Raw genomic sequence first — 24370 nt, 5'->3', positions numbered from 1 at the left:
TATGCAGAGGAATATTACACAATTACATGGCGTTACTCCAGAACAATTAAAAAGTGAAATTGTTTCTGAAATCAAAGAATATTTAGATAAGAAGTTCGCAAATAATGAAGACAAAGACGAGTTGCTTACTCGTAAGCAAGTTGCAAAACTTCTTTCAATTAGTCTTCCGACTTTAAGAAATTATACGAAAAGAGGTTTAATAAAAGAATACAGAATCGGTTCACGGGTTTTGTATAAATCAACAGAAGTTATTGAAGCTCTCCCAGAAGCTAATAAGAGAAATTAGAATGAAGATTGCAGCTGTAAATAAATCTTCTTTAAAAGACGTAGATATAATAACTCATACTTGTCTACCATTTTCGTCACATTTCGAAATAGATTCAATACGATTATTTATTCATTGGTCACAACTAATAAAGTACGACTATGAATTCTTAATAGCTCTAATAAAGGCAGAGGAATGTAGTATTGGATATAGAGCAAAATATAAGGGGTTTAATATTCTAATTTCAAAAAAAGGAATAACGATTACAGGGAGTATCTCAAACTACTTTGTCGGTCATACTAATACACTACCATATTCAGAATTAAGAAATGCAATAGAAAAGTTGGGAGCAGAACTGAGTATAGACTTACATGAAGCTAGACTTTTCAGATTGGATATTAATAATAATATTATCACAGACCAATATATAAATGCTTATACACATCATCTCTTTACCCATTTATCTCGTTTTAAAAGATTAGAGCAGGTAGATGGCGTAAAGTTTAAAACAAACTCAAAAGAGCTAGTTTTTTATAATAAGTCTAAAGAAATTTATGAAAAAAGAGGTGTTGTGGCAGATAATTGGTTCAGAATTGAATTTAGGATTATTAAAGATGTAAAAAAATATACGGGTCTAGAGAAAATGAAAGACTTATATAAAATTGAAAATTACCATAGACTCTTAAACCTATTCTACAGTCATTATATCAAGGTAAAAAAGCAGACGGTATCAAATACAGATTTCAAGCAGTATAAAAGTAAAAAAGAATATGCAAATCATTTAATGCTAAAAGGTGTTGAAGCTAAAGGAGGAGATAAAGATGTGCGAAGAGAAATTGAACAAATGGATAGTCAAGGGATGTTTACCAATAGAAACCATAAATATCGCTTAAACCGTATGCTAGATGATTTGCTGAATACTAATAGCTTGACGATAATACATCCTTTAGCGGTCGAGCTGAATAGAAAATTCGAAAAATTTTACACCAGTGAATTAAAGAATAATTTAAATTAAATATTTATGGAAACAAATAAGTTAATGTTAGAAAAAGAAAGATTTTTATGTCAATTAGATAAGTATTTTTATGCGAAAGGTTCTCGTCATGACTTTAATATAATATTTACTGAAAAATTTAAAGCACAAATTGCAAGTTGGTTTTTAGAAGACAATTTATTTGCTAATAATTATTTAAAAATATTCTCATTTGAAGATGAGACTATAGATTTTTTGATTGCAATTCGAGAAGATTTAGAAAACTACTCTAAAGAGCATCTTACTTATAGTTTGGACCTCGAGGATGATGTTCAAATTGTTGCTTTAAATATCATTTTTACAATAAAGTAAATTTTTGTATTACTTAAAAATTTCGTATCTTTAGTAGTGATACGACTTACAAACATCCAATTAATTACTTCCAACTTTCAAAACCTAGATGTTCTAATTTTAGATGGATATATTCCTATAAGTGTAGTAGGAAAAGTATATGGTAATTATAAGAGTAAGGACAATGTAGAAAGAATAAGAGGTTTAAATACTTTTAGAAATTACCATAATGAGAAAGCAGGAGATCTTATCTCTTGCTTTTTATTGTACCAGAATAATCTGGAGAGAATAGGGCTAGATAGAATTACATCAACTATTCTAAAGTTATCCACTTCTCACAACAAAACAAAAATTGCACTATGTGGTCATGGTATTAAGCAGGATTTCTGCTACAGGCATGTTTTACGAGAGTTTTTAATTGCTAACAACATTCCCGTAGCAGACAATGAGAAGATTGATATGCAGCTTCAAAAAAAACTCTGGCAATATGATGAGTACAAATCAAGAGGACACTTTAATCTAACAGATGAGTTTGTAGGAGAAACTCTAGAGCAATGCAAGTGGATTTTTGCTAAAACGATGCCTAATAATCCGCATACATATACTTTAAGAAAAGAGATGGAAGATGATCAGTTGTTTTTAAAATTAGTCTCCCATATTCGCTATTTTGGAGAGATTGAAATATTTGAAGGTGTAGCTTACCGAGTATTTTATTTTAACAGATTTAGGTATTGGGAACATCCATGTGATATCAAAAACGAGGATGTTGATTTAATCAATCGAGCCATTTTGGTTTAAACCAAAATTCTACACAATTCTACACTTTGGTACTAAAAAGAGGAATTTATGTTATAACCAAAATCTTACAGAATCTTACACATTATAATAAAAATGGAATGTAAATTTTCAGTCAAACCAAAATCCGACACAATACGACACTTTTTCGCAAAAAAGAGAAATCTGACATAATCTGACACTAATAAAAAAAGTAATATGATTAAACACTTACACTTTCCAAACGAACCTTTAAAAACAGTTAGTAATGAACAAATATGTAGCATATTACAGAGTTTCAACTCAAAAACAAGGAAAATCAGGTTTAGGGTTAGATAGCCAACAATCCGCAGTAATACGGTTTATTAACTCAGAAGATAGTCTTATCCAAAGCTATACAGACGTGGAAAGCGGTAAAAATAATAACCGTCCCAATCTACTTAAAGCAATTGAACATTGCAAAAATGAAAACGCAACGCTATTAATTGCTAGGTTAGATAGGCTTTCGAGAAATGCTGCCTTTATTTTTACACTTAGAGATACAGGTGTCAAGTTTACAGCAGTTGATATGCCAGAAGCTAACTCTGTTACAGTAGGAATTATGGCGGTTTTAAGTCAAGATGAACGAGAACGTATTTCGCAACGTACAAAGGCAGCTTTAAGCGAATTAAAGCTAAAGGGCGTCAAGTTGGGTTCTCCTCAAAATCTTACGTTAGAAGCTCGTAAAAAAGGTTTAGAAGCTAGAATGCGTTATGCTAATGAAAATGAAAACAATAAAAAGGCTGGAGAATTTATAATTTCCTTATGCAAAAATGGGCTGTCTTTCTATGCAATTACAAAAAAGTTAAATCAGTTAGGATTTAAAACTAGGCATGGAAAAGAGTTTCAGCAGGTGCAAGTTCATCGATTGTATGATAGATATATGGAAGAAAAACAAGAATTGTAATTTTGTTTACGAACAATATTTATATTTTTGTTGTAAACAAAAAAAATATAAGAAAAAATAAAATCTTAAAATATTATAGAATAGCGTAAGTTATTTATTCTTGTCATTGAAAACTGGTAATTTTTAAACACTACAAGATAAATGAATTTTACGTTCACGCTATGGCGTGGGCTGGATTTATTTGTAGTGTGGGTATACCAGTACCTCAATGACGGTAAACTTCAGTACCCACGCTTATTTGTTTCAATTAATTTAATCGCTTTAGGGACTGAGGCAACTAAATATCAGTTCTATGAAAACAATCAAGTATATTGTAAGTATCATCATTTTTTTAGCAGGGTTAGGTCAGTTGCTTAATAATTCCATTACAGCAGCAATACTGTTTGTATTACTAGGGTCATTAATATTTCCAAGTATAAACGAATTAGTAAAAAAGAAAGTCAAAATTTTTAATAAAAAGTCAATTAGATTTGGTGTTTATGCAATCTTGTTAATAATTGGTGCAGCTTCAATAGATATCACAGAAGCAAAAGAAAAATATCAATCAAATAAAAAAGTATTATCATCAGAATCTGAATTTGATGACTATGTTAAGTTTGCTCAAATAAGAATTAAAAACTTGTCTGAAAAGAACAAAGAATCTAGAACAAAATTACTTTCTGAATTGAGAAAAACTAAAACTTATATTGCTTTAATTGATAGTAGTGTAGTTTCTGCGAAATATCTTCCTGTACTTACGGCATTAAATGACGGAGTAAGAAATTTTAGGCAAGACAATGGAAAGGAAACTTTTGGTTTAAAGCAAAATTTGGTGGACAATATCAATAAATTAAAGGAAGGAAAAGACAAGCTCAACTTTGTAATCAAAACTGTAATGTTACTTACAGAGAGTAGAGGTAATGCTTTACCAAAGGAAATTATCTCTATTATTAAAAGATATAGGAAGAAATATAAAATATATGGAGTTCCTAGTAATTTTTATAATACAGATGGAGAAGTTGAAGGTATAGATTTACCTTATGATATGACATCATTATTAGTGATACTTGAGCCTAGCAATAAAAACTACTTAAATAAACTTTATGAAGCACATAATGAAGGTGTAAGTAAGTGGAATAAAGAAAATGAATTTGCAAAGTACAAGTATTCTTTTGTGGCAACAAAAAAAGGGTATAATTCTCACGTAAAAGAAGTCTACCCAGATAGCCCGTATGTGTTAAATGTTGACTATGAAATTTCTGCAATTAATCTTTATAGAGAGTATGAAGCGAATGAAATAGCAGCTGATAATAAGTATAAGAATAAAAAACTTGCTGTCACAGGTGTAGTAGTTGAGATAAGTGAAGTTTATGGGGAGGTTACTGTAGATTTAAGTACGGGAGATGAACTTAATTTAACCACAATAAAATGTTCAGTAAAAAACAAGAAAAAGGTTGCGGAACTAAGAAAAGGGCAAAATGTAACAATCATTGGAATTTGTGATGGCTTGACTTTAAATCTTTATGTTGGAATGGAAAAATGTGAAATTTAACACCTAATAGTGTGATTAATTCATAATATTTTCTTGTTTTTTGTACATGTTAAATTTTAAAAGTAAATTGCGATATCTAGCTATTATCCTCTTTTATGAACCAGTCTTTGTTAACACGTTTGTTTAAGTCAATTGAAGGTGATGAAAATACACCTTTGATGAGAATTGCGTATAGCATAATAAAAGCTGAAAAAGATAAAGGTCACACTAAATTAGCTGAAAAATTAAATGCTATTTTAGAAAATAATTTAGCAAAATTTAAAGAGTCTGCTAGTAACAATTTTAAGTTAATAAAGCAGGCTGATTTTAAAATCCCTGCTGATAGGAGGTATAAATTGCCTCTGGCAAACCATATTGAGCACGAATATTTAAGGCATCAAATGGTTCTCTCTACTGAGGTAGAAGATAAGATTTTGCGTATTGAAAAAGAATATTTAGCTAGAGAAAGGTTAGCACACCACGGATTAAGACCAAGAAAGAAGATATTATTGTATGGAACTTCTGGTTGTGGTAAAAGTATGACTGCTGAAAAAATTGCTTGGGATTTAGGACTACCTTTTTATAAAGTCCGTTTTGATTCTATCATTTCATCATATTTGGGTGAGTCTGCCTCAAATCTTCAAAAATTATTTGAGAGTATTAAAGATTACCCTTGCGTATTATTACTTGATGAGTTTGATATTATTGGTAAACAAAGAAGTAGTAATTCTAATGATATTGGAGAAATTCATCGAATTGTTAATATTTTATTAGGACTCCTTGAAGAGTATAATGGGGAAGGACTTTTGATAGCTACAACAAATTTAGAAGGTAGTTTAGATAATGCTTTATTTAGAAGATTTGATGATTTTATTGAATTGCCAAAACCAAATGAAAAAGAGATAGTTAGATTGTTGCAAATTACATTTTCTGCTTTGAAATTAAGTAAGGAGATTGATTTAAAAAAGTTTGCAAAAAAGATGAATGGATTGTCTTATGCTATTATAGTTAAAATAGCCAATGATGCTGCAAAAAAATCCGTTATTAATTCTAATACAGAAATCTCCATTACAGATTTGTTAAAGGCACTAGAAGAGAATATTGCTTTTAACAAATAATATATGGCTACATTTCCGCATTTAAATTTCGTACAAAAAGTTATTGGTAAACCTCGATTACATGGTGGAGGAGAAACACATCCTAGGTCAGCGTATAATAAATCGAACAGAAAAAAGCATAGTAATTTTTTATCAGAAAAGACCTCATTAATTCAACAAAGGTGGGGAGATATGCTCTCTACGAGGAAAGAGCAAAAGTTAGCACCAATTGATCATAATGTAGTGCCTGTATTTTTAAAAATAAATCCAGATATTATAACAAGTGATTTTAATTTAGAAAAATTTGGTATTGAGGTTATTTCTGAAGAAAATGATGGGTTTATTATAGGAGCATCATCTGATAGATTAAACTCATTAGAGGAAAAAATAAAAGGATTTGTTCAGTCAAACCATAATACTGCTAAAATTGCTGAGTTTTGGGAAATTATAGATGGAGATTTTAGTTCATGGAAACCTAAGCATATTCTCTCTGAAGAAATGTTTTCTTTTTGGCCAGCGATAACTGATGATGATGTTTTTCAATTGGAAGTTGGTATTGCATTTAATAAGCCTGTGCCTAAAGAGCCTGATCCAACCAAGCAAGGAGGAGAAAAACGCCTTCAAGATTATAGGAAGTATTTGGTAGAAAGAGATGAACTTTTAATGGAACGAGAAACCTCGTTTGATAATTTCATAAGTCATTATGGTTTTCGTAAAAGCACTTTTGCTCACCTAGAAGATAGTTTCAGTTGCGAGGTTGAAATAAATGGGAAAGGGTTAAAAGATTTAGTTCTTAACTATCCATTTGTTTTCGATGTGTCAGAAATAGAGGAAATAGGAAGCATTGTGGATAATTCAGAAGGAATTGGTCTTGATGATTTTATCATATTGCCTCCCGATGGGGATTCTCCAGAAATTGGACTAATAGATAGTGGTGTAATGGAGAACCACAAGTATTTAGCTTCTGCAATAAAGCCAGAAAATTCAATATCCTATCTTAAAAATAATTCATCTACTGTAGATGAAGTTAAAGGAGGAGGTCATGGTACAAAAGTAGCAGGTGCAATTTTGTATCCTTATGGGATTTCGAATATAAGTGATGAGTATCAGTTGCCTTGTTTTATAAGAAATTTAAGAGTATTAAATAAAGAGAATAAACTAGAGCATCAATTTCCTGCAGAATTGATGAATCAAATTGTTGAAGATAATTATGATTGTTCAGTCTTTAATTTGTCGATTAATTCGAAAGTTCCATTTAGAAAAAAGCATATGTCTTCTTGGGCTGCAACAATTGATTCTCTTACTCATAATCATCGTGTCTTATTTTTAATTTCAACAGGAAATATTCATCCGCATTTTATAAGACATTACATTAATGAAGGTGAAAGTTATCCTCATTATTTAAACAAAGCTCAATGCGGTATTGCTAATCCAGCACAAAGTAGTTTTGGGTTAGTTGTTGGTTCTATAAATCATTCTTCATTCGAAGATAGTAATTGGAAATCATTAGGTGAAAAAAATGAAATTTCAGCTTTTTCTAGAGTTGGAAGTGGAATTTGGGAACACATTAAACCAGATGTTGTTGAGTATGGAGGAGGTTATGTTTGCTCAAAAAATGGGATAAATTCGGTGAAAGAGAATGAAAATACATCTACTGAATTATTACGATCAACCTTAAATGGAGGTAATGCTTATAGTAAAGATAGTGTTGGGACCTCATTTGCTATACCTAGAGTTACTCATATTGTTGCAAGATTGTTGAAATTATATCCTAATGAAGATATTAATTTGATAAAGGCTTTAGTTGTTCAAGGTGCTAGATTACCTAATAACTTATTCTTTAATCCGTCAGATATTGGAATTAAACAATTAGGTTATGGTGTGCCTTCAATTGAACGTGTAACTAAAAATTCATCTCGTAGAGTGACTTACTATAATACTAGTAATATTGTGGCTGAAGAAGGAAGAATATATTCATTGAAAATACCAGAGTCTTTAAGAAATCAAGCTGATGAGTTTGAAATTTTGATTGAGGTTACATTATCGTATACAGCAGAAGTTAGACGAACTCGTCAAAAGACAAAATCTTATTTAAGCACTTGGTTGGATTGGACGAGTTCTTATTTAGACGAATCAATGAATGATTTCACAGCTAGAGTCATCAAAGAAATTGAAGAGGAAAAAATTGAAACTGTAAAAGGTTCTGGTAATATTATTCCCTGGAAGATAAGAGAAAATAAAGATTGGGGTGAAGTAAAAGGTTTAAATAGAAATAATAGTAGTACTCAAAAAGATTGGGCAATAATCCAATCTTATGACTTGCCAGAGGAACTGAATTTTTCTGTTAGAGGTCATAAAAGTTGGGATAAGAATGCTGAGCCAGTTCCTTTTGCTTTAGTCGTATCAATAGAAGCACTAAGTGAAAACATTGATGTATATGAATCAATTAGAATTGAAAATGAAATTGAGTTGCCTATCAATGTGTAACCATTTATAAATAGTAAACAATGAGATAAATGAATAACAATAAAGTTGTACTTCAAAAACTTATAAGCGTTTATCTTAATACAAGAAAAATTCAGATTGACGAGAGTTTAGTTACGAAGTCAGAACTACAACAGCTTCTAGAATTTAATGCATTAATAATTAATACTAAGGGTGATTATGAACTAAACACTAATTCCTTAGATTTTAATAAGTGTTTTTTGAAACTTTCTGAAAAAAAACTTAAAAGTGAATACCCTAAAGATATTTCAGGGTCATTTCTTTTTATAGATAATTTCGAAAAACATTTACAGAAAGAATATAATTGTGAAAGAGTAATTAACTCTTTTAGTTCCTCAATTAAAGGACTTAAAGGCTATGTCTTATATGTTCTCCATACAGAGTATAATGTGGATGTAATAAGTTTTTTATACTCAATATCTGATGAGGATGGTAGAGAAAATCATTTGTTTTTATTTGAAGATAGTTTTTTTAGATTTATACAATTAGTAAAGTTTTCTGTAGAGGTAATTTTTGAAATCTGCAATAGATTATGGGAAATGGATAGGAGCAGATATAAAGTAGTGCAATTTTTAAGGAATTTGTCAAGTAATGAACTCTATATTGTAAATGATTTTCTTGAATATGTAAAAAAAAATGATGTATCGAAAAAATTTGCCTCAGATTTATTAATAGGGATTTACAATCATGGGAATTATGATATTTTAGAGAAAATAGGAGATGTTCACAATGAAGATAGATATACTGGCTTGGCTACCTTGTCAAGATTGAATTATTATAATTTTAATGATTTAAACAATGTTTTTGGTTTTATAAAGCCTCTAGAGTTTAATGGATATAAAGATAGCTAATGAACAAGTCTACTTAATTAAAAATATTATAGAATCAGAACATTCTACTGAAGAAATAAAGAAAAAATGTTTTGATTTTTATGCTGATTTTTTTAAAAATGCTAGTGATGAAATAGTAGATAGTACTTTTAGGGAAATTAAATTTTTAAAAGGAAATGAGAGTGAAAAATATGGATTACTGTATTTGTATTTTGAAAGAGCAAAAGATTTTTCTGTAATTAAAGATTTTTTTAGATTTTTTGAAGACCCAAGTTACATATTTGATATAATGATGAGGTTATATGAAACAGCTTCGGATTATAGATTTTCTATTGACTTATTTGTAGAGGCAATATGGAAAGGTTGGCAATCAAATAAAGAAAAGACAGAAGAATTAATTTTGAATTTATTTAGAAATCATCCTGTTTTTGGCGTTTTGGGTGTTAAAATTATTTTGTCTCCGTATCGAGGAGCGCTTGAAATAGATTTATTAAACATTAAGGAGGAGAAGTATCAAATTAATGCTATAAAAAGTATATGTAAACATCCTCACTCATTTGATAAACTATTAGATTTAATACTTCCATTAAGAAACTCAAAACATGATAATGTAAGGAAAGTGTTGATTGAAGAACTAGCTTCAAAAATATTTCTTGTATATCACGATAAAATCCATGACCAAGTAAAAGACTCTCTTTCTGACAATGATAAAGATAGAGAATTTTTAAAGCCATTATCTAGAGCATTAAAGAACTATCATAAGTTAAAAAACTTGAAGGAGTCTATTAATGATTTAAATCCATTAGATAATGAAAAAGAGCTTATGGATTTATATTATAGGCTAGAAATGGAAGAAAATGCAAAAATGATGGATGAAGCTAGAGAGGGACGAGGGACTTTTTTGGAAATGACAAGTAAAGTGATAGTTGTTAGAGGAAACTCAGTTAAATATGATGATAGAGAGCCTATGCCATTAGCTCGAATTGAACATAGCACTCTAATTGATGCATCTAGTTATTTGAACCCAGAACTTTATGAAAGAAAATTAAATAATTTTGAATGAATATTAAACCTATCATAGTAAAATCTTATTTAGAATCTTTGACGGAAGAGAAAGAATTGAATCAGATATTTCCAATTCTTTTAACTTCTATGGGGTTTGAAATATTAACACAGCCAACGGAAAACAAAGGGCTTCCCGAATATGGTAAAGATATAGTTGCTGTTGGGAAAAATAATGATGGTAAAAAGGTGAAATATTTCTTTGAATTAAAAGGTGGCGGAGATAAAGATATAACCGCTAGTACACTTCATAAAAAAGATGGAATTATAGAATCTTTAAGAGAGGCGAAATTTAAGCCGTTTAGCACATCGTATAGAGGATTTAAGAAACTGCCTTTAAAGATTGTTTTAGTTCATAATGGAATATTAAAAGGAAGTGCCAGAGAAGTTTTTGAAGGTTTCATTGAGGAGAAATTTTCTAAGCAAGAAAACATTGAATTTGAGAGGTGGCATATAGAAAAACTAAGCTCTATTTTTTCAGAAAACTTATTTGGAGCTCACTTATTGATTGATAAGACTTCAACAAAATTATTTAATAAAACCTTAATAAATCTTGATGTTTCAGCCGAAGTCTCCACCAGCTTTAAAGAACTCTTAAGTTTATTATTAAATAAAAATATTTGGAAAAGTTACAAGAAGAGATTGCCAAGAAGATGGATATTGTTATTTGAGACCCTTAAATTAATATCATTTATTATTATATACTGAAGCAAAAGATTATAATAATCTTGATATAGCAAAACGCTATTTAACGCATTTAGTTTTAGATTTTTGGTATTGGATATTGGAGAACAATTTAGAAACAGATAAAAAGGTTTTAAAATATTTTGATCAAGTATTCAGGTTTTACTTGTCAGTATTAACTGAGTACTTTCAAAGAACGTTACCAATAGCTAAAATTGAAAATGGACTTTCATCTGAGAAAGGTGGGAGGTATGAACAGATTGGCTACACGAAAAGAACATTTGAGTACTTAGAGTATTTATGCTTTTTATTAGAGTTGGATTTTCATTCTGATTCTTTTGAACAAGAAGCTGGAAAAAAAGTTCTTACCTCAGTAATAAACTCCAATAGTGTATCCTGTCGTCCATTAGTGGATATAAATTCAATTCCAATAGCAGATATCCTTATTTTATACATAAAATTTGGAGATAAGTTAAGCGCAAAAAATTATTTAAAAGGAGTATTAAGTTATGTTATTGCTGGAAAACAAGAATATGGTAGAATGCCAGATGCGAATAACAGTTATAAGAGTGTTATTCGTTATACAGTCACTGGCAAAAAACCAGTTTACTACTCTGATGATACCAGCCCTTTATTAGCTATGTTATTGGAGTTTATTGTGATGCTTGATTTAAGGGAAGAATATGGTACTCTAAAGAGTTTTGTTAAAGAAAATAAAATTAATTTAGGGATTTTCACTCCTCATCATGGGATAGATTCCTCTTCAAAGCATTTGATTGAAGAAAAAAATAAAGATTTGGAAGAACAGATTTTTTCAAATCCTTGGTTCAAAGATGGTTATCAGAGAAATGTTAGTTTTGATAAGCTACTTACGAAAGAATTAAGTTTTGAAGGTTTTAAGAAGGAATACTTAACAAGAAAAAATGAGTTTAGTTATGAATATAGAACAGATAGTGCTGGATACCCTTTTCTTAAGAGTTTAGCTCATATCTATAATAGAATACCTTATTTTCCAGACAAATGGAGGAATATCATTTAATGTCAAATAGTTGTTATGGAAATAATTAAAACAATGGATAAAACATGGGATATATTTGGGGTTAATTCCGAAGAAGAATATATAAGCAAGTTTGTAATACCAAAAAACACGCATAAAGATGTTCCAGAAGAAATTAATAAGGAATTAATTTTAGCAGAACAGTTGCAGTGCTTTAGTTTTTATTCATATCCTATATATGGAGATGCGTTTGCAAGATTAACAAGAGTATTTGAAATAGCAGTTAATTATAAAGCAAAGGTCGAAGGGGTTAAGTCAAAGAATCTAAGCGGACTTATAAAAGAGATATCTAAATTCTATCCAGATGATTTTTTTAATGATTTAGATTGGGCAAGAAGAATGAGAAATACACACGCTCATCCAGATTTAAATACTATTTGGGGTTTTATTCTTAGAAAGCCAATGATTTTGATGATTAATATAATTAATGACATTTTTAGAAGTAAAGATTATCATTTGAATAATATTCTTAGGCTTAATGAAGTTAAAAATGACATAGCCTTGATTAATAATAGTTTATGGATCTTTGAGGATAAACTTATTTACTCAATTGAGCCAATTTCTAATAGAGGGGTATATACTTTATGGATGTTTAGCCCTGTTTTTAAATCGTATCCTACAGACGAAAAACTTTTTACATTAAAGAATCTGTTTTTTATATCTGAAGAATTTATAATAGAAGAGAATAAAATAGTATTTGATTTAAAAACCAATAAAAGGATAGAGCTGTTAAAAACTTCTAAAGAGAAAAACATGGAAAGTTTGGAGGTCTTTTTAGCTCAAAAAAAATTAGCTACTGAGAAAGCTAAGTTCGTTGTAGATGATAGTATTAGGCAAGATATGAGCTATGAGGTTGCAAAATTTGAGCATGCAATGAATTTAGAAGAAACATGAAAAACGTCTACATTACGTCTACTGTGAGATAGTTTTGTTTTGTAAAAAGTTGTAAATCAATTTATTAAATAATAAATATTTAGTCCCGTCCAGACCGCATAAAAAATCTTTAATTTTCATTTTAGAAAATTAAGGATTTTTTTCATTTAACTAACTATATAATAAGTATTTATTTTAGAGTTTTAAAAATTAAATAGTTATTTTTGAAGTATAAATTAATTTCAAAAAAAGCTAAAGATGATTTCAACTACAGAACAGACTAAAACATCAGATTTAGAAGAATATTTTAACCAGTTTAGGCAGAATATTGTTGGGATTAATCAAACCTTTCAATCTCCTTATGGAGAACAGCAATTAATTTACACAGATTGGACTGCAAGTGGACGTTTATATGCCCCAATTGAAGAAAAATTGCAGCATCAATTTGGTCCTTTTGTAGCTAATACACATACTGAAACTTCTACATCTGGTGCTGCAATGACATTAGCTTATCATGAAGCAAGAAAAATTATAAAAAAACACGTTAATGCAAATGATAATGACGTTTTAATTACAACTGGTTCTGGAATGACTGGAGTTGTTAATAAATTTCAACGTATTTTAGGATTAAAAGTTGCTGAAAGTTTGAAAGAGCATACAAATATTCCTGAAGATTTGAGGCCCATTGTTTTTGTATCTCATATGGAACATCATTCGAATCAAACTTCTTGGTTAGAAACTATTGCAGATGTTGAGGTTGTGGGTTGTGATGATGCTGGTTTGGTTTGTTTAAAAGAGTTTGAAAGATGTATATTAAAACATCAAGATAGAAAAATAAAAATTGCGAGTATCACATCTTGCTCAAATGTAACAGGTATTAAAACTCCTTATCATAAAGTTGCGAAACTTATTCATAAATACAATGGTTTATGTTTTGTAGATTTTGCTTGTTGTGCACCTTATGTAGATATTAATATGCATCCAAAAGATAAAGAAGAACAATTGGATGCTATTTTCTTTTCACCTCACAAATTTCTTGGAGGTCCTGGAAGTTCTGGAGTTTTAATTTTTAACAAAAGTTTGTACAGAAATACTGTGCCAGATAATCCTGGAGGAGGTACAGTAAGTTATACAAATCCTTGGGGACAACATGATTATTTTGATGATGTTGAAACCAGAGAAGATGGAGGTACACCAGGTTTTTTACAAACTATAAAAATTGCTCTTTCCATTCAATTAAAAGAAAAGATGGGGACAAATAATATTAAAAAGAGAGAAGATGAAATTAATAAAGTGCTTTTTAAAACTTTAGAAAGTTTACCAGAAGTACAGATTTTAGCACCAAATCATAAAGAAAGATTAAGTATTTTTTCCTTTTATTTTGAAAAATTTCATTTTAATTTAGTCGTAAAATTATTAAATGATCGTTTTGGTATACAAACAAGAGGAGGTTGCTCTTGTGCAGGTACTTATGGGCATTTCTTGTTAAACGTAGATGAAGAAACTTCTAACATAATTAAAGATCAAATTTTACAAGGCTGTAATACCGAAAAACCTGGTTGGATTCGTTTGTCTGTTCATCCAACAATTACTTCTCACGAATTAGATTTTATTTGTACATCATTAAAAACACTTTCTCAAAAAATTGAAGAGTGGTCTAAAGATTACAAATATGATACTATTAAAAATGATTATGTACATAAAACAGTAACACCGATTGAAAAACAATTGGTTAAAAACTGGTTTAATCTATAATTTCTTACAATTTTTATTTTACACTTTAAATATCAAAGTTTATGAGATTCTTTTTTATGTAAACATACTAGTACCTACTAGTTGTTTATTAAAAAAATAATGTACATTTGTATTGTGAAAATTACTATACATAAAAATAATACCCATATTCCAAAATATAAGCAAATCATTAATTTGATTGAAAAAGCAATTAAAAAAGGAGAATTAAAAAAAGGAGATAAGTTACCTTCTCTAAATAACATAAAAGACACAAATTCACTTTCAAGAGATACAGTTTTAACAGCATTTAATGAACTAAAAAATAGAGGAATCATTCATTCTGTTGTTGGTAAAGGGTATTTTGTAACTACAGAAGATATAAATGTAAAACAAAAAATATTTTTACTTTTTGATGAATTAAACTCATTTAAAGAGGATTTGTATAACTCTTTTTTACAAAATTTAGGAGACAATATTCAAGTAGATATTTTTTTTCATCACTTTAATAATGACATTTTTGATAAGCTGATTAATGATAATATAGGTAATTATAGTTACTATGTAATTATGCCTGCAAATTTGAATGGAACAGAAAAATCAATACAGAATTTGCCAGAAGATAAAGTTTATATTTTAGACCAAATACACAAAGGATTGTCTAAATATCCAGCCATTTACCAAAATTTTGAAAAAGATATTACAGAAGGTTTAGCATCTATTTTAATAAAAATAGTGAATTACGAAAAACTAATTCTTGTTTTTTCAGATAAAAAACAACCTCAAGGTTTTTTAAAAGGTTTTCGAGGATTTTGTAGTAAATATCATGTAAGTAGTGAAATTATTGAATCGTTAAATCATAGAATTCCTAAAAAAGGAGAGATTTATATTGTTTTAGATGATAAAAATTTAATTAGAATCATAAAAAAGATAAAAGAAGCAAATTTAATTTTAGCTAACGATATTGGCATTATATCAGTAAACGACACCATATTAAAAGAAGTTGTGGCTGATGGAATTACAACAATCTCAACTGATTTTAATTTAATGGGCAAACGTTTGGCAGAAATGATATTGAATAACGAGCAAATAAAAATAGAAAATCCAAGTCAATTAATTTTACGAAAATCGATATAAAGTGTATAAAATAGAAAGCATTACAGAAAATGGATTGAACTTCATCATTTTACAAAATGAAGCAAAAACCACGCAAGCGAAAATTTCTTTAAATCAAGGAGCAAGCTTGCAAGAATTAAGGTTTAATACTGTTGATGTTATAAAAAATCAGCCAGAATTTTCTTATAAAGATTCTTATGCATCATCAATTTTATTTCCTTTTGCAAGTAGAATTCAAAATGGTGCGTATTCATTTTTAGGAGAAGATTATCAATTAAAAAAAAATGATGATGATGTAAATGCATTGCATGGTCTGGTTTATGATAAATTTTTTGAGTTTTTTGAGCCAGAAGTGCATCAAAATAACTGTTCAGCTACCTTTAATTATTTTGAAAAAGATAAAAGTGTAGGCTTTCCTTTTAAATATTTTATCTCTCTAACTTATACTTTATATGAAGACCGATTACAGTTAAGAGCTACTGTAAAAAATATGGAAAATCTTCCTTTTCCATTCATTATTGGTTGGCACCCTTACTTTTTAAGTAGTGATATTCAGAACAGTTTTTTAGAATTTAATAGTGATAAAAAAGTTGTGTTTGATGAAAACTTAATCACTAAAGAAATCATAAATCAAGAACAAAAAGGTAAATTTAAAATAGCAGATAAGCAATTAGACGATTGTTTTTTTCTAGAGAATGATATTGTTGCTTTTTCTACTCCAGACTATAATATCAATATAAAATCGAGTGCAAAAGAAAACTTCTTGCAACTGTACACGCCAAAAAATCAGCCAATTATAGCTATTGAGCCTATGACAGGAATATCGAATAGTTTTAATAACAAAGTAGGTTTACAAGTTTTAGAACCACAAGAAACTTACGCTGTAACTTGGGATGTTACTTTTAACCAAACAAACTAAAATTATATGAGTACAACGTTAGTGAAAGAAGTAAAAAAGAAATTTATTGAAAATTTTGTAGTAGAACCTTTGTTAATTTTTTCTCCAGGAAGAATAAATATTATAGGAGAACATGTAGATTATAATGGAGGTTACGTTTTTCCTGCAGCTGTAGATAAAGGAATTGCAGCAGCAATCCAAAAAAGTGATACAGGTAATTGTACAGCAATTGCTCTAGATTTAGATAGCACAATTAAGTTTGAATTAGACCAACTAAAACCATCTAAAGAAGGTAGCTGGGAAAATTACGTTTTTGGTGTTGTTGCAGAAATTCAGAATAGAAATAAAATAGTGGGCGATTTTAATATCATTTTTAAAGGAAATATTCCTGGAGGAGCAGGTATGTCTTCGTCAGCAGCTCTAGAAAATAGTGTGGTTTTTGGTTTAAATGAATTGTTCGATTTAGGCTTAACCAAAACAGAAATGATTTTAATTTCACAAAAAGCAGAACACAATTATGTGGGTGTAAAATGTGGAATTATGGATCAGTATGCAAGTATGTTTGGCATTAAAAATAACGCACTTTTGTTAGATTGTAGAACTATAGAATCTACACCTTACGAAATTGATTTTGAAAATCATCAACTAATGTTAATCAATACAAATGTAAAACACAGTTTGTCTGATAGTGCATATAATGATAGACGTTCTGCTTGCGAAAGCATTGCAGAGCTATTAGAAGTAGAAACATTAAGAGAAGTTACAGAAGAAGATTTAGAAACAATTATCAATAAAGTTACTCCAGAAAACTATCAAAAAGCATTGTTTGTAATACAAGAAATAGATAGAACTCAAAAAGCAGCAAAAGCAATAGAAGCAAACGATTTAGAAAAATTAGGTGCTTTAATTTATGGTTCTCATAATGGTCTGCAACATCAATACAAAGTAAGTTGTGACGAGTTAGACTTTTTAGTAGACCAAGCCAAAAAGAATAAACACGTTTTAGGAGCTAGAATGATGGGTGGTGGTTTTGGTGGTTGTACAATTAATTTAATTGTAAAAACTGAAGCAGAAGCATTTGCAGAATCAGCCTCAAAAGCATATAAGAATAAATTTGATAAAGACTGTTCTGTCTATTTTATAGAACTTTCTGAAGGAACACATATCGTAAAATAAGCAATACAATTAGAAAATAATTATAATGGAAAATACAAACTTGCAAGATTATTCGCATAAAAGATTTAACATATTAACAGGAGAATGGGTTTTGGTTTCTCCTCACAGAGCAAAACGTCCTTGGCAAGGTCAAAACGAAGAAATCTCTACAGAAAAAAGACCTTCTTACGATGAAAGTTGTTACTTATGTCCAACCAATACAAGAATTAATGGCGAAGTAAACCCTGATTATAAAGACGTTTTTATTTTTACAAATGATTTTGCTGCACTGCAAAAAGACTCGCCAACATTTAGTGTAAATGACGGATTATTAAGAGCAGAAAGCGAAAGAGGAATCTGTAAAGTAATCTGTTTTAGTCCAGATCATTCTAAAAGCTTGGCAGAAATGGAAGTAGCTGATATAAAAAAAGTAGTGCATGCTTGGCAAAAAGAATATACTATTTTAGGCGAAAATGAGATGATAAATTACGTGCAAATTTTTGAAAATAAAGGTGCAGTAATGGGTTGTAGTAATCCACATCCACATGGACAAATATGGAGCCAATCAACATTGCCAAATGAAGTTGAAAAGAAAGACATACAACAACGTAACTATTTTAAAGAAAAAAATAGTAATCTTTTAGAAGACTATTTAAACCAAGAAATTGAAGCAAAAGAGCGTGTTATTTTTGAAAACGATGATTTTATTGTATTAACCCCTTTTTGGGCAGTTTGGCCTTTTGAAGTGATGATAGCTCCAAAAAAACAACAAAAAAATATTTTAGCATTAACTGATAGTGGAGCTAAAAATTACGCAGAAGCGATTTCTGTAATTACAAAAGCTTATGACAAATTATTCAATACCTCTTTTCCATATTCAAGTGGTATACATCAAGCACCAACAAATGGGAAAAACAATGACCACTGGCATTGGCATATGAGTTTTTATCCACCATTATTAAGAAGTGCAACCGTAAAGAAATTTATGGTAGGTTATGAAATGTTTGGAACACCTCAAAGAGATATTACTGCAGAAATAGCTGCAAAACGATTAAGAGACTTATTGTAGATTTTACGATTTTTTTAATGAAAAATAAAATTTATTAAATTTTAAATAAAAAAAATAATTGATTTTAGAATATTCATAAATTTTATTAAACTTTTCTAATATTATTTGTATATCTAAATTTAATCTTTAGTTTTGTTGCTCAATATTAAATAAACATGTCAAAAACAACTTGGACATTTTTCTATTTTTACTTTTATTTTAATAAAAGAAGAGACTTTGTATCCTGTTGTTAAGAAACAAATAAAAATATAAAGTCTCGAATTTACTTCGAGGCTTTTTTTTTGTATAAAAATGGATAAAATAATCGCCATACAAGGAGCTAAAGGTTCTAATCATCATAAAGTTGCTATAGACTTTTATGGAGCAAATGTCCCATTAAAAGAATGCATGTCTTTTGATGTTTTGGTAGATAGTTTGTTAGATAATTCTGCAGAGTTTGGTATTATGGCTTTAGAGAATACTATTGCAGGCTCTATCATTCCAAATTATGCTTTGATAGACAATCATAACTTACATATCATTAGAGAAGAATATTTGAATATTCACCACCATTTAATGGCTTTGAAAGGACAAAATATTAATGATATTAAAGAAGTTTGGTCTCATCCAATGGCCTTGTTACAATGTAAAACTTTTTTTAAAAAACATCCACATATTAAGTTGGTAGAAGATGTAGATACAGCAGAAGTTGCTAAAAGAATAGCCAACAAAAAATTACAAGGAATTGCAGCAATAGCCCCAAAAATTGCAGCGGAAATTTTTGATTTAGTAATTATTGAAGATGAAATTCAAACTATTAAAGACAATTCAACTCGATTTGTTTTAGTGCAAACTACAAAACCAGAAGTAAAAGCCGATGCAAATAAAGCTTCTATAAAGTTTCAGTTGAGTCATAAAAGAGGAAGTTTGGCAGCCATTTTAAATGCGATGAGTGATTGTAAAATGAATTTAACCAAAATTCAATCCTTACCAGTCATTCAAACACCATGGAAATATTCATTTTTTGTAGATGTCACTTTTGATGAATATGCAAATTATCAAAAAGCAATTTCTATTATAGAAATTATGGCAGAAGAATTCAAGATTTTAGGAACTTATAAAAATGGTAGGTAATCATGATTAAACCAGCAAAAAGATTAGAAACCGTTAAAGAATATTATTTCTCTAAAAAATTAAGAGAAGTAAGAGGTTTAGCTGCAGTAGGAAAACCCATTATAAATTTGGGAATTGGCTCTCCAGATTTAAAGCCTCCAGCAAAAGTTTTAGAAGCAATTTCTAATAGTTTGGGTGATGTTACAGCACATAAATATCAGTCCTATCAAGGTTTACCAGAATTAAGAAATGCGATTGGTACTTTTTATAAAAGTAAGTTTTCTGTAGAAACCAATCCAGAAAATGAAGTTTTACCTTTAATGGGAAGCAAAGAAGGTATTATGCATATTTCTATGGCTTTTTTAAATGAAGGAGACAAAGTTTTAATTCCAAATCCTGGATATCCAACATACACATCTGTTACTAAATTGGTAGGTGCAAAACCACTTTTTTATAATTTAAGTGATACCAATAACTGGCAACCTAATTTTGAGGATTTAGAGCATCAAGATTTAAATGATGTAAAACTCATGTGGGTTAATTATCCACATATGCCAACAGGTGCAGATGCAACTTTAGAAACGTTTCAAAAATTGGTTGCTTTTGGTAAAAAACACAATATTTTAATCATCAATGACAATCCTTATAGTTTTATTTTAAATGATAACCCAATAAGTATCTTACAAGTAGAAGGTGCAAAAGAGATTGCTTTAGAATTAAATTCTTTGAGCAAAACCTTTAATATGGCTGGTTGGAGAGTTGGTATGCTGTTAGGAAATGCAACCTATATCAACGAAGTTTTAAAAGTAAAAAGCAATATGGATTCTGGTATGTTTTACGGAATTCAAAAAGGAGCAATTGAAGCTTTACAATTATCAGATAATTGGTTTTTAGAACAAAACAAAGTGTATGAAGAACGCAGAAAATTAATATGGCAATTGGCAGATAAGCTAGAAGCGAAATATAATAAAAATTCAACAGGCTTATTTGTATGGGCAAAAATATCAGAAGGAAAAAAGTCTGAAGAAGTTACAGATAAAGTGTTGTATGAAAACGATATTTTTATAACACCAGGAACTGTTTTTGGTAGCCAAGGAGAAGGCTATATTCGTTTTTCTTTATGTGTAACATCAGAAATTATTAAACAAGCAATTAGCAGGTTTTAAGTTTCCTGCAAGGTTTCAAAAACCTTGTAGGTATTTAAAACAAATATTGAATTAGGTTTCAAACCTTGTAACTATCATTAGCTAATACAATACCTACAAGGTCAAAAAGAGACCTTGCAGGATTAAGAATAGGAAAATGAAAAATATATTTTGCATAGGAATTGGTCTTATAGGAGGTAGCTTTGCTATCGACATAAAAAACTACAATCCAGAAGCAGTTGTTTATGGAATAAGCAGAAAAGATGCTACTCTAGAAAAAGCTTTAGAGTTAGATTTAATCGATAAAAAAGCTACTTTAGACGATTTAGAAAATGCAGACTTGGTCATTGTATCAATTCCAGTAGATGCCACAGTAAAATTATTGCCTACTATTCTTGATAAAATTTCTGACAATACATTAGTAATAGACGCAGGTTCTACAAAAGGAGCAATTTGTAAAGTAGTTGAACATCATAAAAGAAGACGTAATTTTTTAGCATGTCATCCAATAGCAGGAACAGAAAATTCTGGACCAACAGCAGCTATTTCTGGTTTATACAAAGGGAAAACGAACATTATTTGTGAAGTTGAAAAGACAACTTTTAAGCTTCAAGAAAAAGCATTAGAACTTTTTAGAGCTATTGGAATGCGTATTCGTTATATGGATGCAGTTTCGCACGATAAACATATTGCGTATGTTTCGCATTTGTCTCACATTAGCTCATTTATGTTGGGTAAAACAGTGTTAGAAAAAGAAAAAAATGAACGAGATATTTTTGATATGGCAGGTTCAGGATTTGCATCTACTGTGCGTTTGGCAAAAAGTTCGCCAGCAATGTGGACTCCAATTTTTAATCAAAATAAAGAAAATGTAATCGAATCATTAGAAGAATACATTAGTAATTTGCAACAATTTAAAGAGCTGATGCAAAAAGATAATTTCTCTGAAATTTTTAACGAAATGGAGAATACAAATTATATAAAACAAATTTTAAACGGCATAAAATAAAAAGCCACAACCGTTGAGTAACAAGTTAAGAGTACGTTTGTCATTCTGAACTTGTTGAAGAATCTCAACACAAATTAATTTTCAAAAATGAAGAACACAAAAGCATTAAGAACATGGTTGGATGATATGAAGCTCAATCATCCACTAGTAATAGCAGGGCCTTGTAGTGCAGAAACTGAAGAGCAAGTTTTAAAAATTGCACACGAATTAAAAGATTCTGATGTTAATTATTATAGAGCAGGAATTTGGAAACCAAGAACTAGACCAGGAAATTTTGAAGGTGTAGGAGCTTTAGGTTTAGGCTGGTTAAAAAAGGTAAAAGAAGAAACAGGTATGAAAACCTGTACAGAAGTTGCAAATGCAGCACATTGTAAATTAGCTATTGAAAACGATGTTGATTTACTTTGGATTGGTGCACGTTCTACAGTATCGCCTTTTATTATGCAAGAAATTGCAGATGCTTTGGCAGGTACAGACAAAATTGTTTTGGTTAAAAACCCAGTAAACCCAGATTTAGCTTTGTGGTTGGGTGGTATAGAGCGTTTATACACAGCAGGAATCAAAAATTTAGGAGCAATCCACAGAGGGTTTTCTACCTACGAAAAAACAAAATATAGAAACATTCCAGAATGGCAAATTGCTATAGAGTTTCAAAATAAATTTCCAGATTTACCTTTAATAAATGATCCTTCACATATTACAGGTAATAGAGAAATGATTTTTGATGTATCTCAAACTGCTTTAGATTTAAATTTTGATGGTTTAATGATAGAAACTCATGTAGACCCAGATAATGCCTGGTCTGATGCTGCACAGCAGGTAACTCCAACAAAATTGAAGCAAATCATGGAAGATTTAAAAATTAGAAAAGAAACAGATACTGAAGCTGCTTATAAAAGTTCTTTAGATACGTTGCGTGCTCAAATTAATGTAGTTGATGGTCAATTGATTGATTTAATGGGAAAACGTATGAAGGTGGCTGATGAAATAGGTGCCTTAAAAAAGCAAAAAAATGTAGCTGTTTTACAATCTAAACGTTGGAATGAAATCCTAGGGAATATGATTCTAGAAGGTGAACAAAAAGGGTTGAGTGAAGAATTTGTTTTAAGAATGTTTAAAGCTATTCACCAAGAATCAATAAATCATCAAGAAAAGATTATTAAGGGATAATTAAAATTATACCAATACTAGCCACAAATTCATTTCTTGATTTTGTGGCTTTTCTTTTGAATAACATTTTTTATCCTCATCTTTGTGATAATGACAGGAATTGTATATAAATCTACAGGAAGTTGGTATCATGTTAAGTCTAATGATGGTGTTTTACATCAATGTAAAATAAAAGGTAAATTTAGAATTAAAGGTATTAAAAGTACTAATCCAATTGCAGTTGGTGACAAAGTAGATTTTGAACTAGAAAAGAAAGGAGACGAAGAAATAGGAGTCATCCAAAAAATACACGAAAGACACAATTATATTGTTCGTAAGTCTGTAAACCTATCTAAACAAACGCATATTATAGCAGCAAATATAGATTTGGTTTTTTTGCTCATCACTATTGATAATCCACCAACATTTACCACGTTTATCGATCGTTTTTTAGTAACCACTAGAGCTTACAGAATAGAAACTGTGTTGGTTTTTAACAAAATTGATGCTTATGAAATAGAACAAAGAGCAGAAGTATTGTATCTAAAAGATATTTATGAAGCCATAGGTTATACTTGTATTGAAGTATCAGCAACAGAAAACAAAAATGTAGTTACTGTTAAAGAATTAATGGAAGATAAAACCTGCATGTTTGTTGGTCATTCAGGTGTTGGTAAATCTACATTAGTAAATGCAATAGAACCCAATTTAAACTTAAAAACACAAGAAATTTCAGATCAACACAAACAAGGACAACATACCTACTACTTTTGCAGAAATGTTCGATTTGAGTTTTGATGCAAAAATCATAGATACTCCAGGTATTAAAGGTTTTGGTGTAGTAGATATGGATAAGTATGAATTAGGAGATTATTTTCCAGAATTTTTTAAGTTAAAACAGCATTGTAAATTCAATGATTGCCTGCATTTAAAAGAACCAAAATGTGCAGTAAAAGAAGCACTTCAAAATGAAGAAATTTCTTGGTCTAGATACAAAAGCTATTTGCAAATTTTAGAAGGAGAGGAAGAAACAGAGCATTATAGAACAGATATTTGGAACGAAGAAGATAATGAGTAAA

At 29.7% G+C, this 24370-nt stretch carries 22 protein-coding genes and 1 pseudogene; all 23 read left to right on the top strand.

The features are described from left to right. Window position 1: 1 nt before the first annotated feature. The 23 genes and pseudogenes from BTO18_RS09540 (at window position 2) to rsgA (ending at window position 24369) form a co-directional block, all read left to right on the top strand. Complete coding sequence (locus tag BTO18_RS09540; RefSeq protein WP_105016002.1) at window positions 2-286, top strand: helix-turn-helix domain-containing protein; 285 nt, start codon at window positions 2-4, stop codon at window positions 284-286. Beyond that, window positions 252-1280 (top strand): phage/plasmid replication protein, encoded by a 1029-nt coding sequence (locus tag BTO18_RS09535; RefSeq protein ID WP_146106906.1) that lies wholly within the window; start codon window positions 252-254, stop codon window positions 1278-1280. The genes BTO18_RS09540 and BTO18_RS09535 overlap by 35 nt, the downstream gene beginning before the upstream one ends. A gap of 6 nt (window positions 1281-1286) precedes the next feature. Continuing rightward, a complete protein-coding gene (locus BTO18_RS09530) occupies window positions 1287-1610 on the top strand; it encodes a hypothetical protein (protein ID WP_146106905.1) in 324 nt (107 codons plus the stop codon). Window positions 1611-1646: 36 nt separating this feature from the next. After that, on the top strand, window positions 1647-2387 hold the full coding sequence (locus BTO18_RS09525) for a hypothetical protein (RefSeq protein WP_105015999.1): 741 nt from the start codon (window positions 1647-1649) through the stop codon (window positions 2385-2387). A 244-nt stretch (window positions 2388-2631) separates the two neighbouring features. After that, window positions 2632-3309: a recombinase family protein gene (locus BTO18_RS09520; RefSeq protein WP_105015998.1), complete on the top strand. Its 678-nt coding sequence runs from the start codon at window positions 2632-2634 to the stop codon at window positions 3307-3309. A 292-nt stretch (window positions 3310-3601) separates the two neighbouring features. Further along, window positions 3602-4840 carry an OB-fold protein gene (locus tag BTO18_RS09515; protein WP_105015997.1) on the top strand — a complete coding sequence of 413 codons (1239 nt, stop codon included), beginning with the start codon at window positions 3602-3604 and terminating at the stop codon, window positions 4838-4840. A 95-nt stretch (window positions 4841-4935) separates the two neighbouring features. Next, window positions 4936-5937, top strand: a complete 1002-nt coding sequence (locus BTO18_RS09510) for an AAA family ATPase (protein ID WP_105015996.1) — start codon at window positions 4936-4938, stop codon at window positions 5935-5937. 3 nt (window positions 5938-5940) lie between these two features. Next, window positions 5941-8403 (top strand): S8 family peptidase, encoded by a 2463-nt coding sequence (locus BTO18_RS09505; RefSeq protein WP_105015995.1) that lies wholly within the window; start codon window positions 5941-5943, stop codon window positions 8401-8403. A gap of 29 nt (window positions 8404-8432) precedes the next feature. Then, window positions 8433-9272, top strand: coding sequence for a hypothetical protein (locus BTO18_RS09500; protein ID WP_105015994.1), 840 nt, complete (start codon window positions 8433-8435; stop codon window positions 9270-9272). Beyond that, window positions 9253-10314: a hypothetical protein gene (locus BTO18_RS09495; protein WP_105015993.1), complete on the top strand. Its 1062-nt coding sequence runs from the start codon at window positions 9253-9255 to the stop codon at window positions 10312-10314. The genes BTO18_RS09500 and BTO18_RS09495 overlap by 20 nt, the downstream gene beginning before the upstream one ends. Next, the gene (locus tag BTO18_RS17850) at window positions 10311-11021 is read left to right on the top strand and encodes a hypothetical protein (RefSeq protein WP_211295591.1); all 711 of its coding nucleotides are present in this window, start codon (window positions 10311-10313) and stop codon (window positions 11019-11021) included. The genes BTO18_RS09495 and BTO18_RS17850 overlap by 4 nt, the downstream gene beginning before the upstream one ends. 76 nt (window positions 11022-11097) lie before the next feature. Beyond that, the gene (locus tag BTO18_RS17845) at window positions 11098-12036 is read left to right on the top strand and encodes a hypothetical protein (protein ID WP_211295590.1); all 939 of its coding nucleotides are present in this window, start codon (window positions 11098-11100) and stop codon (window positions 12034-12036) included. Window positions 12037-12051: 15 nt separating this feature from the next. After that, window positions 12052-12948: a hypothetical protein gene (locus tag BTO18_RS09485; protein ID WP_105015992.1), complete on the top strand. Its 897-nt coding sequence runs from the start codon at window positions 12052-12054 to the stop codon at window positions 12946-12948. 237 nt (window positions 12949-13185) lie between these two features. Then, window positions 13186-14682 carry an aminotransferase class V-fold PLP-dependent enzyme gene (locus BTO18_RS09480; protein WP_105015991.1) on the top strand — a complete coding sequence of 499 codons (1497 nt, stop codon included), beginning with the start codon at window positions 13186-13188 and terminating at the stop codon, window positions 14680-14682. Between the two features lie 114 nt (window positions 14683-14796). Further along, entirely contained in the window at window positions 14797-15795 is a 999-nt protein-coding gene (locus BTO18_RS09475; RefSeq protein WP_226789099.1) for a GntR family transcriptional regulator, read from the top strand. A 1-nt stretch (window position 15796) separates the two neighbouring features. Continuing rightward, window positions 15797-16693, top strand: coding sequence for an aldose 1-epimerase (locus BTO18_RS09470; protein ID WP_105015990.1), 897 nt, complete (start codon window positions 15797-15799; stop codon window positions 16691-16693). A 6-nt stretch (window positions 16694-16699) separates the two neighbouring features. Then, window positions 16700-17848: a galactokinase gene (gene galK, locus BTO18_RS09465; RefSeq protein WP_105015989.1), complete on the top strand. Its 1149-nt coding sequence runs from the start codon at window positions 16700-16702 to the stop codon at window positions 17846-17848. 25 nt (window positions 17849-17873) lie between these two features. Then, entirely contained in the window at window positions 17874-18896 is a 1023-nt protein-coding gene (locus BTO18_RS09460; RefSeq protein ID WP_105015988.1) for a UDP-glucose--hexose-1-phosphate uridylyltransferase, read from the top strand. Between the two features lie 291 nt (window positions 18897-19187). Further along, complete coding sequence (locus BTO18_RS09455) at window positions 19188-20009, top strand: prephenate dehydratase (protein WP_105015987.1); 822 nt, start codon at window positions 19188-19190, stop codon at window positions 20007-20009. Window positions 20010-20011: 2 nt separating this feature from the next. Beyond that, window positions 20012-21154, top strand: a complete 1143-nt coding sequence (locus BTO18_RS09450; protein ID WP_105015986.1) for a pyridoxal phosphate-dependent aminotransferase — start codon at window positions 20012-20014, stop codon at window positions 21152-21154. Between the two features lie 136 nt (window positions 21155-21290). Then, a complete protein-coding gene (locus BTO18_RS09445; RefSeq protein ID WP_105015985.1) occupies window positions 21291-22142 on the top strand; it encodes a prephenate dehydrogenase in 852 nt (283 codons plus the stop codon). A gap of 87 nt (window positions 22143-22229) precedes the next feature. Beyond that, window positions 22230-23312, top strand: coding sequence for a bifunctional 3-deoxy-7-phosphoheptulonate synthase/chorismate mutase type II (locus BTO18_RS09440; RefSeq protein ID WP_105015984.1), 1083 nt, complete (start codon window positions 22230-22232; stop codon window positions 23310-23312). 90 nt (window positions 23313-23402) lie between these two features. Next, window positions 23403-24369 (top strand): annotated as a pseudogene (rsgA, locus tag BTO18_RS09435) (ribosome small subunit-dependent GTPase A). Window position 24370 lies beyond the last annotated feature (1 nt).

Origin of the sequence: Polaribacter porphyrae (assembly GCF_002954685.1) — a bacterium.
In the GTDB taxonomy this organism is placed as follows: Bacteria; Bacteroidota; Bacteroidia; order Flavobacteriales; family Flavobacteriaceae; genus Polaribacter; species Polaribacter porphyrae.
The sequence above is the reverse complement of the archived record's forward strand: the minus strand, read 5'-3'. Positions and strand labels throughout refer to the sequence as shown.